The organism is Bacillus hominis (assembly GCF_030348325.1).
GTDB lineage: Bacteria > Bacillota > Bacilli > Bacillales > Bacillaceae_G > Bacillus_A > Bacillus_A hominis.
The window spans coordinates 970233-986637 of sequence record NZ_JAUCFS010000005.1 but is presented as its reverse complement, the minus strand read 5'-3'; the positions used below and the strand labels follow the sequence as shown (position 1 = coordinate 986637).

The following is a 16405-nucleotide window of genomic DNA, read 5'->3' as shown; positions in this document are numbered from 1 at the left end:
AATAGTCTTCTAAATACATTAAATCCGGATAATAAAGGCTTATGTTAACTAGGTGTGTATATTATACTCAATCAAAATTTTACTAGGGGGCAGAGTCCAATAAGCTCTTTTCCACTATTACTAAGTAAATGGACTATACAAAGATGATGGAAAAAACCTTCTACGTTTTAATAGAAAGCTTCTTTCTTTTGTTCGAGCACTTTTTTGAATTTTATATAGCAAACAATTCGCCACGGAACAATGTAGCAAATGATAAAGGTGAAAAATAACAGACTAAATGTACCTGAATCGACTGTCGTAATGTCTTGTCGGATAAAATAACGTAAAAGGAGCATTAGAATAAAAGCCACGACAAACTTCCAGCTTTTCTTTGCGTAAATGTTACCATCCTCTCTAATTTCGTAATCTGACAAAATGATAATAATCACCGAAAAGACAAGTCCTAAAACAACACTTACACATAATTCAAAAAACGTCGGGTGCCCTAATTGGAGAAAAAATGAAAGTCCCGGCGTTAAGTAAATAATTGTATGATGAATCATTTAATATATTTTTGCTAATAACGCTTTATCATACTTTTACTTTACATAAATAGCACCTTAGAAATGTCTATGATTAATGGGAATAGCCTATACAGAGTTAGTTCACACACCCTTACTTATCGGTAGCTAAATTCCATTAATGATCCAAAAGGATTTATGAAATAAAAAGATGAATATATATTTAAATACAAATTCGATCTAAAGAAAAGTGATAAGAAGAAATGATAGGGAAATCACTTCAAATTAATCACAACAAACATTGCCATCCGAAAAACTTGAGAAACATCTGTCAGATAATTTTATAGACCAAATAAAAAAGCAAGCAATTTCAGCGATCCGCTAAAACTACTTGCCCTTTTACTTATTATCTCTATTTTTACTCTTTAATAAATTCCTTCGTACTTCTCACAGTATCAATCGGACGAACTAATTTTTCAATTTCTGCACGCTTTGTCTCTAAGAATGGAGGTAAAGATAACTTTTCTCCAAGTGTTTCATATGGCTCATCTCCCATAAAACCAGGGCCATCTGTTGCGAATTCGAATAAAATTTGCGGCGCAACTCTTGCGTATAATGACTCAAAGAAGTGGCGATTTACATAACCGGATGTAGGAAGTCCAACGCTACCTATTCTCTCAATCCATTCTTCTAATACAGCGCGATCCTCTACGCGGAATGCGGCATGGTGCACTGTACCAAAACCTTGTTGTGCTTCAGGAAGAACCGTATTATGTTCTACAATGACAGAGGCACCGTTTCCACCTTCATTCACTTCAAATAAATAGAATTCTCCTTCTTGAGCAATCTCTTTAAATAATAGAACTTTTTCTAGTACTTCTTTGAAGTAACTAAAGTTCGCAATACGAATGAATACAGGTCCTAAACCAGTAATTGCGTATTCTAATGGAACTGGTCCATTTTGCCAAGGTGTACCAGATTCTATCCCTTTATCCAATTCATCTGAGATTAATTGATAGTGTTGATCATCGAAATCAACGAAAGAAAGAGTCTTCTTACCAAACTGCTCTTTAATTCCTGTATGTTCCACTTCAAGACGGTCAAAACGTTTCACCCAATACGCTAATGCTGCATCACTTGGAACTCGGAATGAAGTTTTTGAAATTTCATTTGTACCGTGTACCCCTTTTGGAACGCCTGGGAAATCAAAGAATGTCATATCCGTTCCTGCACTACCTTTATCATCTGCAAAGAATAAATGGTACGTTTGAATATCATCTTGGTTTACTGTTTTTTTAACGAGACGCATTCCTAAAACGTGAGTGAAAAACTCATAGTTCTTTTCTGCACTACTTGTAATCGCTGTAACGTGGTGAATTCCTTTTAATTGTTTCATTTTATATTCCTCCAATGGTTTTTAAAATTATATTCTCTCTTCTATTACTTCTCTTCAATAGGTGCTAAATTCGCTTCAATTTCTGCTCGCTGTTCCTCTAAGAACGGCGGTAAATCAAGTTTTTCTCCTAAATGCTCCACATCTCCATCAACTGTAAACCCTGGTCCATCTGTCGCAATTTCAAATAGAATTCCGTTTGATTCACGGAAATATAAGCTTTTAAAATAGAAACGGTCGATGATTCCTGAAGAATGGAAACCTCTTAGTTTCAACTGTTCTTCCCAATAAGCAAGCTCTGCATCATTTTTCACACGAATTGCTAAATGGTGAATGCTACCGCGGCCCGGCTTTTCAGTAGGACCATCTAAATATTTCACAACGATTTCTCCAAAAGCTTCTCCTTTAATGGACTGAAAAATTGCTTCCTCTTCGCTGCGGCTAACCTCTGTATAACCAAACATCTCTGTAAGTGTACTCGCCATTTTATCAAGTCTACGAACTGTCATTTCCACAGAACCCATTCCTTGAATTTGATGTTCAGCAGGAACTTCTGATTTCTCCCAAGTTTCCCAATGCTCTACTTTTTCTCCGTTTGAAACGAGTAGTACAAGACGAAGACCTTCAGCATCCTCAAATTTCAAAGCAGTACGATTTGCATATGTTGTAATTTCACTATGTTTTACACCAAATTTCTCAAATCGTGCTTTCCAGTAATGCAAGCTATCCTCTGACGGAACGAGTAATCCAATTCGAGTAATTGCATTCGTACCGCGATATGTTTTGCCTACTAAAGGAATTTCAAAAAACGATAGCTCCGTACCTGGACTTCCTATTTTATCTCCATAAAATAAGTGATACATGGACGGATCATCTTGGTTTACTGTCATTTTCACACGACGTAAACCAAGCACGTTTTTATAAAAGTGATTATTTTCATTTGCATTTTTCGTAACCATTGAAATGTGATGATGCCCTTTAATTTCATACATTGGTTATTCCTCCGTTTCGTTTTACTAGTCAAGTGATAACTAAAAAAATAACATTTCCCACAAATAATATGGTGTTTAGCTTTTCAATTTATTCTCATTATGTTTTTGTAAATTCATCTTAGTTTTTACTGAATAAGTTACTTTGTTTTTTAATCGAAAACAACTGGGTGTATGTTTTTCATATGATTCAATCGCTTTCGTTACTATCACTTTACACCTCAAGTGACTGAAAAGCAAGTGATTTATCTCAAATTCGAGATATTTTTTTATTGCATAAAATTTCGGACTAAAAACACAAGAAATTCTTGGTTTGGAGACATTATAAAATTCATAAGTTGATGGATGTAGGATATCGCCAGCATAAAAAAACACGCTAAGAAGTATGCAAGGTTTTATACAGCTTTTCAGCTAATTCAGTAACAAACAGAAATCTTAAAATCCCCTTCAGGATAGGAATGTATAAAAAAATGTATAGATCCATAGAACGTAAAAAGGAGGTTCCCTTGGTTCCTCCTTGTCCTTGCTACCGATAATGTTACGTTATATTAACTGAATGCGAATACCATATACATCCAAAAATCATAACAAATCGATTCTCCGAAATGGTACAATTAGGAAAAGGGGGAAAGGATATGTACGATTACAAATTCGTGAAAGTCGAAGTTAATAACTGGAAAGGGGAACCTAAAGAAGATTATAAGCGTATTATTGCCGAACATGCTGAAGACGGTTGGAAATTTGTTCAAATCTTTGCACCATCAATCGCAGGATACGCGCAATATTTTGAGATTATCTTCGAACGAATTAAATAACCCCTTTCGAGAACGAGAGGGATTTGCTTTGAATAACATACAAAAAGAACTGAAATATTTGGGAATCTAATTGTTCTCAATTTAACTTATAAGACAAATAAGCTAATATTAATCAACTTCCAATAACGAGAATTATGTAAATAAGCTGCCCATATGGACAGCTTATTGTATTTTTTCTGAAATGCTGGCGTTACTCAACTAAAAAGTTGATATGCTCCCATTCTAGTGGCAAGATATGTTTTATTAGTTCTTCGTTACACCCATGCGTACTTCTTAACTATTTTATTTCATTTTCAATAAAAAACAACCCCACTAAGCTTATTAACACTTAATGAGGCCATTCTATTTACAATTTTAATTATGGAACGTCGGCTTATAGAACGAACGGTTATCAAGCGCAAAGACACGTTCTGTGTATTCGCCTGGTTTTGTGCGTCCTAGTGCGCGGTCCATCATGTTCATTTTTGCATCTAAGTTGTCGATGTAATGCAGAATTTCTGCTTCTTTTACTAATGGTGGTTTTGGGCTACCCCACTCTGCTTTTCCGTGGTGAGAAAGAACGATGTGCTGAAGGATCAACACTTCTTCTGCATCAATTTGCAACTCGTCTGCTGCTTTACCAATTTCGTTCACCATGATAGAAATGTGGCCTAGTAAATTTCCTTCTAACGTATACGTTGTAGAAATTGGGCCAGATAGTTCGAATACTTTACCAAGGTCGTGTAAAATAACGCCTGCATATAGTAAGTCTTTATCTAACGATGGGTATAGAGCCGAGATAGCTTTCGCTAAATCTAGCATCGATACAACGTGATAAGCTAGTCCAGATACGAACTCGTGATGATTTTTCGTCGCTGCTGGATATTCTAAAAACTCATTTTGATGCTTATTTAATAAATGTCTTGTTAGACGCTGGATGTTCGGGTTTCTCATTTCAAATATGTATTGCGTAATTTTTTCAACCATATCTTCTTTTTTCACTGGTGCTTTTTCTACGAAATCCGAGATATCTGTTACTTCATTTTCATTCGCAACACGAATTTGTTTCACGCGTAATTGAATACGCCCTTTGTAGTTTAGAATATCTCCAGCTACTTTAACGATTGTTTCCGCTACGTATTGTTTCTCAACTTCTGGTGATACATCCCATAGTTTCGCTTCAATATCTCCACTTGGGTCTTGTAAGATTACTGTTAAAAACGGCTTTCCATTACTTGCGAGACCTTTTGTCGCTGTTTTAATTAACAAGAAAACATCGACTTGTTCACCAACTTCATATTCTGCAATTTTCTTTTTCATTCGAATTCCTCCACCAAATCAGTTACTTTTAGTATAGCATATTACAACTCATTTTCTTTACGCATATGCGTTAATTTTATAATCTGTTTTTCCGTAAAGAACGATAGTAAATGGGCATGACATGTAAAGAAGATTACTTGTCTATCTTTTGCGATTTCTTTTATAAGTTCAATCGTTCGATTCGTCCTTACCGCATCAAAGTGCACGAAACTATCATCAATAATAAATGGATAATCATGTTCAAATGTTTTCGCGAGTGCAAATCGTAACGATAAATATAACTGCTCCGCTGTCGCTTGGCTCAGTTCATGACTGTAAAAACGCATACCGTCGTTACGTTCCACAATGAACGGCTCCGCCTCTGACGGTGAAAAGATTTTACTATATCTCCCGCCCGTTAAATACACAAAGTACTCTTCTGATTTTTGTAAAATACGCGGTAAATGTACCTCATGATAATATTGCTTCGTTTTCGTTAACACTGTCTTTGCGGCCGCATAAGCAGCCCATTTCTTCACTTGTTCACGCACTTGCGCTTTTTTCATTTCCCACTCGTGCATCAAATCACCGTACGTACTACCTTCTTCTAAATTCGCAATTTCCATACGATGTTTTGCAATACGCTCTGTTAATTCTTTCTCTTTCGCAAGACATTTTTGCGCGGCTGTAATTTCTTGCTTTAATTTTTCATCATAACCGTCAGCCTCATAATGCTCAGCTAATGATAAACTCGTTAAGCGCTGTTCTAACAGATCAATTTGCGGTAATAAACGCCCCACTTGCTTATCCGCATCTTCACGTTTTTCCGCCAGTTTACCTGCTTCTAAAAACATCTCTTCATCTGTAGATTCTGCAATATGCCATAAGCCATCTCGTTCTACTAACAGTTGTTTTAATTGCCCTTGCACGAATTCATATTCTTCTTGCCATTCAGCCAGCTTCTCTTTCAGCTGCTTATAAGTTTGGCGCTTCTCTTTCTCATTTTGCATACGACTTTGCGCCTCATGCAAATTACTATACTCTGTACTACCGATAACAGTTTCTAGTTTATGTTCAAAGTGCGAAATCATTTCATATAATGAAGATTTTCGCGCGCCTTGCTTCTCTAATTCACGATATAATTGCTGCATTTTTTCAATACGCTCAAACGCTGGCAATACGTGCGCATACGTATAAAATTCAGGAAACATATAGCGCGTTTTATACGCATCTACTTGTTCTCCCATATGGAAAGTTTCTCTCTCCCATTCTTCATACGATGAAACGACTTTATCATAAGCACGTTCCATTTGCTGTAATTTATAAGACTCTCGCTCAAATAGCTTACGAATTTCTTCATCCTTTTCTAACTGATAGCGCACAGACATCGCTTCTTCACTTTGTCTCCCGCCAGCGCTTTGCTGCAGCGTAAGGAGTTCTTCTTGTAATCCACTTGCCGGATCTTTATATAAAACAAGGGCAAGAACAATCCCTACAAAAATAATGACGCTAATAAACAAAAGCGGGCGATTATCAATAAATAAACTCGTGAATAAAATGCCTGTATTAATAAGAAGTAACAGAAGACAAACTCTTTGCCACTGCTTTTTCTTTTGCATAGCCGCTCCTGCTTTTTCCTCATACTTACGCTTCATTCTCTCTGCGCCCATACCGATAAACGCCGCATCTTGAAATGATTTTTCTTTCTCAACTAACGTATTACGTTCTTCATCAGCTAACATTTGTTTCTGAATCTGTCTTATATTTTCTTCTTGCTCTTCTAATTGCTCTTGAGCCGTTTTAAAGCGTTCATCTAGTTGTGCTTTTTGCGTTTCTAACTCTCTCGCCTTTTGCACCGTTTGTGTAATTAATTCTTTCGTCGCTAAACTTATATCAAATGAAAGAACAGTCTCTTGTTCAAAAGTAGCGCCAATTTGCTGCTCTAGCTCTGCGATTTCTTCTTTTATATTCGCAATACTTCCTGTCATATCACGCATTTCTTGGCGTGCATTTTCATAAGACATATGCTGCATACGCAGTTCTTCTACGTAACTTTCTTTTTGTAAAAATGCTTCATCTATTTCTGTGGAATCAATTTCTGTTTGCACTGTTTCTATCTTTTTTTGAAGTGAATCTACTTGCAACTTAAGCGGCTCCATTTTCGCCTTGATTGCTTCATAGCGCGCCATTCCGTTTACAGAAAATTGTCCTTTTTCATGTTCTAACACTTTCTCATGCGCACGCTTTTCAATAACGAGCGGTTCAAGCGCTGCTAATATTTCATAATCTTGCTTTCGCTTTTCAGCTAATTCTTTTTCTGCACGAACAGAAGCAAGTTTCTCTTCACTTTCTTTTAACTGCTCGACCTGTTTTTCATACGTGCCAATTTTCCCTTGCCACTCTTTCATCTTCTCTTCAAGCTTCTTCATTTCTTGCAGTGACACGTTAATTTCAGGATTACGACCACTCGGCTTAAATCGCTGATTCATTTCTTTTTCTAATTTTTTATCTAACTGTAATAACGCATCGCTTCCGACTGCACTTGCCGAAAATAAATAATTGCCGATATCTGCTTCGCCAAGCTGATGAATGTTTTGAAGGCCATGCATATCAAATGAAAAGACAGATTCAAATAAACTTTCATTCATGCCGCTTAATATATCATTTAAAATTTCTTCGCCACCAGTTTTCCCATCTTCAAAATAAACGGTCACCTCACCAGCTGCTGTTTTCGGCAAACGCTCAATTTTCAAACGGCCGTACTTCTCTGTTTGCACAGTAATCGCACCGCCATACTTCCCGCCTTCTTTCGGTTCATAACGGCGCTGTCCTCTCGTCGGAAAACCGAATAAAATACTTTTCATAAATGAGCGAATTGTCGATTTTCCCGCTTCATTTTCACCGTACAACACCGTCAGCAATGAAAGATCCATTTCCACATTTTCTAGTTTTCCATAGCCGTAAATATGGAGTTTTTCAATTCTCATTTTTTATCCCTCTCTTGCTGGAATAATTGCTCTAAAATAATATTTTCTGCTTCCTTTTGAATCTCTTTCTTCTCTTCCTCTGTAAAAGATTCAATACTATTACGTGCTACAGGAGATGTCCAAATCGTGCGCAATACTCCGTCCAGATTTGTAAAAGCTTCTAACTCCTTCAGCACACTACCGACGAAATGATTTTCTTCTTTTAAACGCTCGATTTCCGCAAAAGAAACCGTCTCATTTTTCCACTTCATCGCATATACGAAATCTTTTCGCTCTTCTCCCGCTGCTAAAATGTGAAAAATCTCTTCCACGCGCTTTTCATCTCGTAAATAAGGAGAAAGTGGCCCTTGCCCTGTAAATATGACAGTTAAAAGTGTCCCTTCCTCTTCTCTTCGGCACTCATTCATTACACTTGACGCTGCCGTCATAAGTTCATCAACAGTGTCAAGTCCCTCAATACTCACTTCTATTTCATCCCACACAACATCCGCCGTATGGAAAAACGAACAATGCGACCCTTGTTTCGTTAACTCGATAAGGTATGCACCCTTCTCGCCCATTTCCTTACGATGACGACCTTGTATATTACCTGGATAAATAATGCATGGCTCTTCTGATAAAATTGCACGTTTATGTATATGGCCAAGAGCCCAATAATCAAACTGCTTTTCTTTCAGCTCACGAATTTGAAACGGCGCATAACGATTATGCTCTGCATCTCCTTCCACACTTCCGTGAAGCATTCCAATATGAAAAGGCGCCTCACTCATTTTCTTATACTGCGCTGTCATATTATCCGTTACCGCTTGCTGCAAATAACTGAACCCATAAATAGAAGCTAACAATTCACCATTTTTATAAAACTGCTTCTCTTCTACATAAGGCTCGGTAAATACATGAACATTTTTCGGAAACTCAATCGCTGCCCAGCTTCCACCTAAATGATCATGGTTACCGTGAATAATAAAAACGGGAATATCGTACTGCGAAAGTCTCTTCATTTGCTCGCGCACAAACACTTGCGCCCTCAAACTTCTCGTCTCCGCATCATACAAATCCCCGGCTAGTAATACGAAATCAACGCGCTCTTGAATCGCTTTATCAACAATACGCTCAAATGATTCAAACGTACTTTGCTTCATTCTCTCCCAAACAGACGATGGTACATTCATTTCCATCCCTTTAAACGGACTATCCAAATGCAAATCAGCCGCATGTATAAACTTCACTTGTTTCACTAATAACGATCCTTTCTATATTTCAAAAGTTTCATTTTATCAATATTAAAATAGCTGAAAACTAATAATTAGTGGGATGAAAAGGCTCCCCCGCTTATTACACCTTATCCCGAATTAACGGGCAGTAAAACTATGATGTTTAGTCTGAAAGCAAACTGCCCCTAAATACCCGATTGGTTCAACTAATAATCGTCGGGGATGAAAAGACTCCCCGACGATTAAAGTTTCACTTTATTTTACCACGCAATGTCATATATTTCTTTGCATATTCTAGTGATTTATGACAAAATAGTTATAAGATTCTGATTTTAATCATTGGAGGGAATTTTCATGGGAGTATACGTTCTAACAGTCTTTGAAAAAGATGGTTCAAAAGCATTAGACGAATCATTCGAGGCGGCAACTGAAAAAGAAGCGAAAGCAAAAGGTGAATCTATTTTACAAGAAAAAGGATTGTACGAAAAAACACATCGTTGCACATCTTCTGCAGGTAAGCTCGTTTTATTCCAGCGCTAAAAAAAGAAGCGTCATCCGCTTCTTTTTCACTCTACTATATCTTCGTCACACCACGTAAACACCACATCTAGAATGCGATTACCGATGCGTACGCGTTTATTCCATTTACCTGTTTGGATCTGATGTTGCAATTCCGCTTTCATCTTTTCCGTCCAGTCGTGAATCGTTTCACTACCGTTATATGGATATACGCCCGGAAACTCTTCCTGCAGAAGGTGCAAACTCTCTGCATCAAAATGAAAATGGAAGAAGTAGTTTGCTGTAAGCGATGGTTCTTGCAATCGTAAAAAATGATCATCAATTTGCTTTCTATTTCTATAGAAAGTAAAGATATTCACTTTACCACTCGTAATTTGGTCAATTTGAATTTCGTGCTTCTCTATAATCACGTCTTGCCCACCTCGTTGTATACTACCTTTAGTATATATGTCTTTTGCAACAAAGTTAACCATTTTCGCGCGAAATTCATTTCCTTCATTATATTACCTGTACCTCCAAGTACAATCAGGACAAATAAAAAAGTTGAAGGGGAGCGATCACATGTATTTCGGAAGCAAAGGTTGGTATGTAAAAGAACTTAAAAAATTAGGTATTCGTACTTACGAAGGTAAAAAACTAGAATCTTATCGTACGCATATATTATCTAGTTTACTTGAGAGAATGAAGAAAGCTTCGGCTTAATAGATGTAGGAAGCGACTACGGTTGCTTCCTTTTTATTTAGTAAATAAAAAGGAAATCATGATACCTTAACATTCATTTTTATCGTTATACCATACAAGATGCGCCTTACTTTTTGATAAATTACTGATTCCTCATTACCGAATACGAATATGAAATATTGCATATCAAAATGTATTGATGCATTCGTAAACGCTTACTATAATGAGGGTATAAAGATTCATTACATCTTACTATTAAAAAAAAGGAGGCAATCATATGGAAATCGCAATAGCAGTTTTAAAATTCGTAGGTGGAGTAATTCCATTGGTTCAAGAACTTTTAAAAGCATTCATGTAAGGTTATCATTCAGCAATTATCTATAAGAATTATCATACAAATGATCTGTATATCAAAACGAATTGATACACAGATCATTTGTGTGAGTAAACTTTAAACGAGAGCTATGTATCCTAACAGAACAATAATGATACATCTATCTCAAGTCGGAAAAAGGCGCTCACAAGGGCGTCTTTTTATTATATTACTATGTACCTAATAACTTATTCAGAAAATCGATTTTACAATCCATACAATGCTACATAATTAATGTATCTTTTTGAAATTTGCACAATAAAAATCCCCTCGAAGCATAAAATCCAAGGGTCGAGCCTATTTTTTATTAAATTTTTTAAACACAGCAATACCATTTTCTACGATTTTATCAAATGAATAAACAACGATTGTCTGTTCCTCTTTATTTAGCGCTACTGAAATAATCAATTAAGCTAAAAATGCTATAATTAACCCAATCACACTAAGGAGGAACAATTATTTTGCACGGAAAATGCATTCAATTTCATGAGTTTGGCAATCCGAAAGATGTGTTACAGGTTGAATATAAAAATATAGAACCATTAAAAGATAATGACGTTTTCGTTCGTATGCTAGTCAGACCGATTAATCCATCTGACTTAATTCCAGTAACCGGAGCATATGCACATAGAATCCCTTTACCTAACATACCTGGTTATGAAGGCGTTGGTATTGTAGAAGATGTAGGAAATTTCGTTTCTAAAGACCTTATCGGCAAACGCGTTTTGCCATTACGCGGAGAAGGAACTTGGCAAGATTTTGTTATAACATCAGCTGACTTCGTAATCCCTATTCCTGATTCAATTGATGATTTTACAGCATCACAAATGTATATTAATCCCCTTACGGCGTGGGTCACATGCACAGAAACGCTAAACTTAAAACCGAATGATGTTTTATTAGTAAATGCTTGTGGATCCGCTATTGGTCACCTTTTTGCTCAGTTATCGCAAATTTTAAACTTCCGATTAATTGCAGTGACAAGAAATAGTAAACATATAGAAGAATTACTTCAGCTTGGTGCCCATCATGTAATCGATACTTCCACTGCCCCGCTTCATGAAACAGTTATGGATTTAACAAACGGAATAGGTGCAGATGCTGCGATTGATTCTATTGGAGGACCGGATGGAAATGAATTAGCTTTCTCCTTACGTCCAAATGGGCACTTTTTAACTATAGGTCTTCTATCTGGAATACAAGTAAACTGGGCAGAGATTGTCACTAAAGCAAAAGTGTACGCTAACATATTTCATTTACGACATTGGAATAAAGACGTGTCAGCATATAAATGGCAAGAAACGTTTCGTCACTTAATCCGCTTAGTAGAAGATAAACAATTACGTTTCATGACGGTACATTCTACGTATGACTTAGCAGATGTGAAAACTGCGATTGATGTCGTTCAGTCTGCTGAAAAAACAAAAGGAAAAGTGTTTTTGACGAGTTATTAAATACAATTGAAAAGTCCTTTTGATTGATCTTTTAATTCATAAGAGGATAGTACGTTCAACTATGGGCTCATTTAACGAAATAGAATTTTAAGTAGCTTGTATGATTTGATTAAGAAGTGAAAGGAGATTCTATCATGTGGTTAATCATGGCAATTGCGCCTGTTGTAATAGTTGGAGGAATTGTATTATATGTAATTGAAAGGCTTAAGCATAAATATAACCATGGCAATCTAGGTAAGAAAAAATCAAAAGACGCTCAAGATTTATTAGATAGTTTCATACCAATGGGAATGCTTTTAGGGTGTTTAATCGGTATAATTTTCGACATATTTTTCCCAGGTTATTCACTGTTTACAGTTGGTTTAGGAGCTGGAATAGGCTATTTATTTGGCTTTTTCGCCTATGAATTTTATAGCAAGACAGGAAACGATTTTTCATAATCCAAAGGAATAAGCGGGACAGTACATAGTCATCATATAAAATATGTAACTGTCCTTTATTTTTGCATCAATGTTATCAACTTACCTTTCACATCCTATACACCTTTTTTATTGATTTTTCTCTCCTCCCTCTTTTGCATATCCGCTTTTTTGTTTTCATTGGATCTATACCCAAAGTAAAGTAGAGCACATGTAATAACGGAACCTAAAACGTATCCTAAAAAGCCCCCTAACCAAAACATAATATAACTCCCCCCATTCATTATAAATTTTATGTACTATAACTCTTTAAGTGCTCAATCGTTTATTTCTATAAACTCTCTTAAAGGTTTTCGGTACCTCCGTTTTTTATTACAAATTGGAAATTCCCCTTAACCGCCTCTAAAGTTATTCATACCACTAATTCTCTCATTACCTCAAATAACAATTTTATTATTTATCATAAAGTTAACACTTTCATTAAGCATATATAAAGATTGCTATATTTCTTACTTTTCTCTTTGAAAAGAATATATACTACATTTGAAATAAGCGAGCTAGTACATCAGCCCTTCTCTATTTTAACTTTAGTCATGAACAAAAGAAAAATAAAAAATCCCCTCAAAGCATACACTTCAAGAGGATGAGCCTGTTTTTTATTTAATTATATACGTACAGCTGTGCCACTTACAGCAACCATTAACATGCCATCACGAACAACTTCGTAATCTACGTCAATACCAACGATAGCGTTCGCACCTTTTTGTTTTGCAAGTTCTTTCATTTCATCCATTGCAATATCACGCGCTTCTTTTAGCTTGCTTTCATAAGAACCAGCACGACCACCGACAACATCACGAACTGAAGCAAATAAATCACGAACAATATTTGCACCCATAATAGCTTCACCATTTACAATATCAATATACTCAATAATTTCTTTACCTTGGATTCCAGACGTTGTTGTTACAATCATGACTGACACTCTCCTAATAACTTATAGTTTTTTGATTAGCTTTCTTATGTCTTTATTATGACATGGAAAAAGTAACTAATCTATTGAATTACCTTACATGAATGTGACAATTTTGTAAGGATGAAATATTATTTTACCTATCTCTTACAATAACTGCATTAATTGACAGAAAATTGTTATAATTATATTTAAGGAGGGATAGCATGAAAAAAATCACTTATGTATGCGCTATAACCGTTCTATCTTTCAATTTAATTGGTTGTACAAGCACCTCGGCTACAGATAAAACTTCACAAGCTAAGCAAGAACATACACAAAATACCTTTCAATTAAACTCCGCAACCATTACAAACATTGAATTACTTAGAACAACCGATAATGATATTTCCAAATCTCAAACAGACAATGAAGAAATGATAAAATCTATTGTTTCAGCAGTTCAAAACGGAACACCGAAAACAATCGCACTAGATCAACAAAAGAAACAATCTGCACATTCTACTATAACCGTTACATATAAAGATGACTCAAAAGATGAATTTCTTATGTGGGTTGATAATAAGGAACAAATTACGATCGCTAAAGATGAGAAGAAAGATAAAGTAGAAGGTGTGACAGTGAACATTGAAGGCGCTAAAATGATGAAGGATTTCTTTAAAAGCTAAAAAAAGATCCCCTTCAGCTTGATAGGTATGTGGCGAGACCCCACATCCATCAACTTAACGTATATTTTTATACAAAATGCGGTCTTTCCACGTAGTTTTTTATTATCTTTTATAGATGTTATAAAAGTAGGCACATCAAATAAACCCTGACGGGTTTCAAATTTTTCGCTATGCTACCTGATGGGCAGAAGTGGTATACTCATACACAACACCTAAAATATCAAAGACTGTTTTTTTCTCATATCTGTGAGATTTTCGTCCGTTTCGCTGTAGGAGGTTAAACAGACGAAGGAGAATCTTTGATAATTCTTGGGTGTTTTTATGTAGTGCTTGATGAAAAAGTAAGAAATAATCTTTAATTATGTACATCGCTTTATATTCACTTAGTTCTTTCTGTTTCTTACGTAACAGGAGTTCTCTCATTTTAAACATAGTAGAAGAACATAATAGGATACTAATGAGTTGTCCATAAAGGTGGCATTCTAATCGCTCTTGTTTAATAGATTTACAACGATGAATTCGAAACCAAGATTTCCATATTTTAAATAACAGCTCAATTTGCCAACGCAGTGAATATAAATCATAGATTTTCTCTTTCGGTACCCATTCCGTAGGAATGTTTGTCATATATACCGTAATTCCTTGTAAAAGTTTCGTACGCTCTGTATATGTAATCCCTTTTTTCTTTTCGCGAATAGCTCGATCATGTAGACGTTTCTGTTTTTGCTCCTCTGTACATCTATAAACCACAATGCGAGTGGGTAGTTTGTCTTTGCTCCCTACATATACATCATGTAATTCATACACTTGGCCAGGTTGTAATTGGTTCATGATGTCTTCCAAATGAATTTGTATATATACCGGTCTCAATTGAGCAGGTTTTGTTTTAAATACCACTGTTTCGAATTCTTTTCTATATATTTTAGTTGGTAATTTAAGACGCGATAAATAATACCCTTCCTTATCTTGGATCGATTTAAAGTCTTGTAAACGAAAATACCCTAAGTCACGAATATATAGTTCATTCTTTTGTGTCATGTCCATTCGAGTCGCCCCATATGCCTGATCACTTCGTTTTCCTGGTTCAATTTTCACATCAGAAAACTCTCCACTCAACAAGTCATACTCTAATTGAATTTTCACACCAGCTGTATGACTACAGCCTCCGGCACCAGGATAAGTAGCTGCGAATCGATCTGGAACTTGAAAGGTTGTAGAATCAAGGATGCGAATCCGCTCAAAGTAAGCAGAAAGAGAATGAGAAATTGTAGATGATCCTCCAATTTTAGCTTGTAGAAGTGTAGTAAATACATTTCGAAAGAAGGCTACAGAAGCCGAGTTAAATCGTCGATTCAGTCCCTCAGGACTTAATAAAATTCCTGTTGAAGTTTCTAATTGACTACAAAGTTGAGTAAGAGAGGTTGTAGCGATTTGTTGATTTAACCATACACACAAAGATAAAAAATGGTGCCCATGGCACTTACGTTTTCGTTTCATTCCACCTGCTTCTATAGCTAATTGATTAAGTGTAGCGGGAGACATATATCGATATAACTCTTCGGCAAATAAAGACAGCTCTTGTTTTTGATGCATATTCATAAAAAGCACGTCACCCTTTCTCATTAACATAAGAGAATAGTAACGTGCTTTTAAGTTTAAGAATAGTCTAAATCCTTAAGTTGATGGATGTGTGGCGAGACCCCCTATCATTAAACTTGAGATGGTTCAAATCGGAGAAAGACACCTTAGAAGGTGTCTTTTCTTTATTTTCAAAAGGACCTGCTCAATTCATACGTAAATGCATAAAGTAAATTGAATCCGTTAAAATACATGAGTGACCTCTTGTTTTCCCCTCTTATCTAAAGGAGGAACTGTTATGGGCTTTGGTGGTAGTTGTAGTAGTTGTGGCGGTGGCTTCGCTTTATTAGTTGTATTATTTATTTTATTAATCATAGTTGGAGCTTCTTGCTTCTGCTAAAAAACTATCGGAAAAGACACTCTTATATGAGTGTCTTTTCTTTATACGTTAAAACATCCCCCTATCTTTATTACACAATACCAAAGTATACTCTCTTTTCCCCTTAAATTTTATGTAATTATACATATTCATGAAAACACAAATAGTAAAAAAGCATCTGAAGT

17 protein-coding genes and 1 pseudogene are annotated in these 16405 nt (G+C 35.9%); 8 read left to right on the top strand and 10 right to left on the bottom strand.

Annotation, left to right across the window (positions count from 1 at the left end):
- Window positions 1-167 precede the first annotated feature (167 nt).
- The 3 genes from QUF93_RS07395 to QUF93_RS07385 form a co-directional block, all read right to left on the bottom strand.
- Window positions 168-542, bottom strand: coding sequence for a CcdC protein domain-containing protein (locus tag QUF93_RS07395; RefSeq protein ID WP_289358328.1), 375 nt, complete (start codon window positions 540-542; stop codon window positions 168-170).
- A gap of 376 nt (window positions 543-918) precedes the next feature.
- Complete coding sequence (locus tag QUF93_RS07390) at window positions 919-1896, bottom strand: ring-cleaving dioxygenase (RefSeq protein ID WP_289358327.1); 978 nt, start codon at window positions 1894-1896, stop codon at window positions 919-921.
- A 44-nt stretch (window positions 1897-1940) separates the two neighbouring features.
- Window positions 1941-2885, bottom strand: a complete 945-nt coding sequence (locus tag QUF93_RS07385) for a ring-cleaving dioxygenase (RefSeq protein ID WP_289358326.1) — start codon at window positions 2883-2885, stop codon at window positions 1941-1943.
- A 632-nt stretch (window positions 2886-3517) separates the two neighbouring features.
- Here QUF93_RS07385 and QUF93_RS07380 point away from each other — a divergent pair.
- Window positions 3518-3697 carry a DUF4177 domain-containing protein gene (locus tag QUF93_RS07380; protein WP_000272495.1) on the top strand — a complete coding sequence of 60 codons (180 nt, stop codon included), beginning with the start codon at window positions 3518-3520 and terminating at the stop codon, window positions 3695-3697.
- Window positions 3698-4051: 354 nt separating this feature from the next.
- Here QUF93_RS07380 and yhaM read toward each other — a convergent pair whose 3' ends face one another.
- Genes yhaM through QUF93_RS07365 form a run of 3 tightly spaced genes read right to left on the bottom strand, consistent with a single transcriptional unit; the run spans window position 4052 to window position 9200 of the window.
- Window positions 4052-4996 (bottom strand): 3'-5' exoribonuclease YhaM, encoded by a 945-nt coding sequence (gene yhaM / locus QUF93_RS07375; RefSeq protein ID WP_144505589.1) that lies wholly within the window; start codon window positions 4994-4996, stop codon window positions 4052-4054.
- Between the two features lie 41 nt (window positions 4997-5037).
- Window positions 5038-7962: an ATP-binding protein gene (locus QUF93_RS07370; RefSeq protein WP_289358324.1), complete on the bottom strand. Its 2925-nt coding sequence runs from the start codon at window positions 7960-7962 to the stop codon at window positions 5038-5040.
- Window positions 7959-9200 (bottom strand): metallophosphoesterase family protein, encoded by a 1242-nt coding sequence (locus tag QUF93_RS07365; RefSeq protein WP_289358323.1) that lies wholly within the window; start codon window positions 9198-9200, stop codon window positions 7959-7961. The genes QUF93_RS07370 and QUF93_RS07365 overlap by 4 nt, the downstream gene beginning before the upstream one ends.
- Before the next feature lie 330 nt (window positions 9201-9530).
- On the opposite strand from QUF93_RS07365, the gene QUF93_RS07360 reads away from it, so the two are divergent.
- Complete coding sequence (locus QUF93_RS07360) at window positions 9531-9716, top strand: YhzD family protein (protein ID WP_000539551.1); 186 nt, start codon at window positions 9531-9533, stop codon at window positions 9714-9716.
- 26 nt (window positions 9717-9742) lie between these two features.
- On the opposite strand, the gene QUF93_RS07355 is transcribed toward QUF93_RS07360, so the two are convergent.
- A complete protein-coding gene (locus tag QUF93_RS07355) occupies window positions 9743-10105 on the bottom strand; it encodes a hypothetical protein (protein ID WP_002116695.1) in 363 nt (120 codons plus the stop codon).
- Window positions 10106-10256: 151 nt separating this feature from the next.
- Between QUF93_RS07355 and QUF93_RS07350 the strand changes: the two genes are divergently transcribed.
- The 4 genes and pseudogenes from QUF93_RS07350 (at window position 10257) to QUF93_RS07340 (ending at window position 12643) form a co-directional block, all read left to right on the top strand.
- Complete coding sequence (locus tag QUF93_RS07350; RefSeq protein ID WP_000273535.1) at window positions 10257-10397, top strand: YflJ family protein; 141 nt, start codon at window positions 10257-10259, stop codon at window positions 10395-10397.
- A 150-nt stretch (window positions 10398-10547) separates the two neighbouring features.
- Window positions 10548-10734: pseudogene (locus QUF93_RS28840) on the top strand (hypothetical protein).
- Between the two features lie 476 nt (window positions 10735-11210).
- The gene (locus QUF93_RS07345; protein WP_289358321.1) at window positions 11211-12203 is read left to right on the top strand and encodes a zinc-dependent alcohol dehydrogenase family protein; all 993 of its coding nucleotides are present in this window, start codon (window positions 11211-11213) and stop codon (window positions 12201-12203) included.
- Between the two features lie 134 nt (window positions 12204-12337).
- Entirely contained in the window at window positions 12338-12643 is a 306-nt protein-coding gene (locus QUF93_RS07340) for a hypothetical protein (RefSeq protein WP_289358320.1), read from the top strand.
- Window positions 12644-12738: 95 nt separating this feature from the next.
- On the opposite strand, the gene QUF93_RS07335 is transcribed toward QUF93_RS07340, so the two are convergent.
- Window positions 12739-12885 carry a hypothetical protein gene (locus QUF93_RS07335; RefSeq protein WP_002116689.1) on the bottom strand — a complete coding sequence of 49 codons (147 nt, stop codon included), beginning with the start codon at window positions 12883-12885 and terminating at the stop codon, window positions 12739-12741.
- A 401-nt stretch (window positions 12886-13286) separates the two neighbouring features.
- Window positions 13287-13598, bottom strand: coding sequence for a YbjQ family protein (locus tag QUF93_RS07330; RefSeq protein ID WP_000637510.1), 312 nt, complete (start codon window positions 13596-13598; stop codon window positions 13287-13289).
- A gap of 203 nt (window positions 13599-13801) precedes the next feature.
- Here QUF93_RS07330 and QUF93_RS07325 point away from each other — a divergent pair, with 203 nt between their 5' ends.
- Window positions 13802-14263, top strand: a complete 462-nt coding sequence (locus QUF93_RS07325) for a hypothetical protein (RefSeq protein WP_289358319.1) — start codon at window positions 13802-13804, stop codon at window positions 14261-14263.
- 168 nt (window positions 14264-14431) lie between these two features.
- Here the strand turns inward: QUF93_RS07325 and QUF93_RS07320 are convergent, their stop codons facing one another.
- Window positions 14432-15862, bottom strand: coding sequence for an IS4-like element ISBce2 family transposase (locus QUF93_RS07320; protein ID WP_080019313.1), 1431 nt, complete (start codon window positions 15860-15862; stop codon window positions 14432-14434).
- 277 nt (window positions 15863-16139) lie between these two features.
- Between QUF93_RS07320 and QUF93_RS07315 the strand changes: the two genes are divergently transcribed.
- Complete coding sequence (locus QUF93_RS07315; protein WP_000505688.1) at window positions 16140-16241, top strand: YjcZ family sporulation protein; 102 nt, start codon at window positions 16140-16142, stop codon at window positions 16239-16241.
- Window positions 16242-16405: the final 164 nt, after the last annotated feature.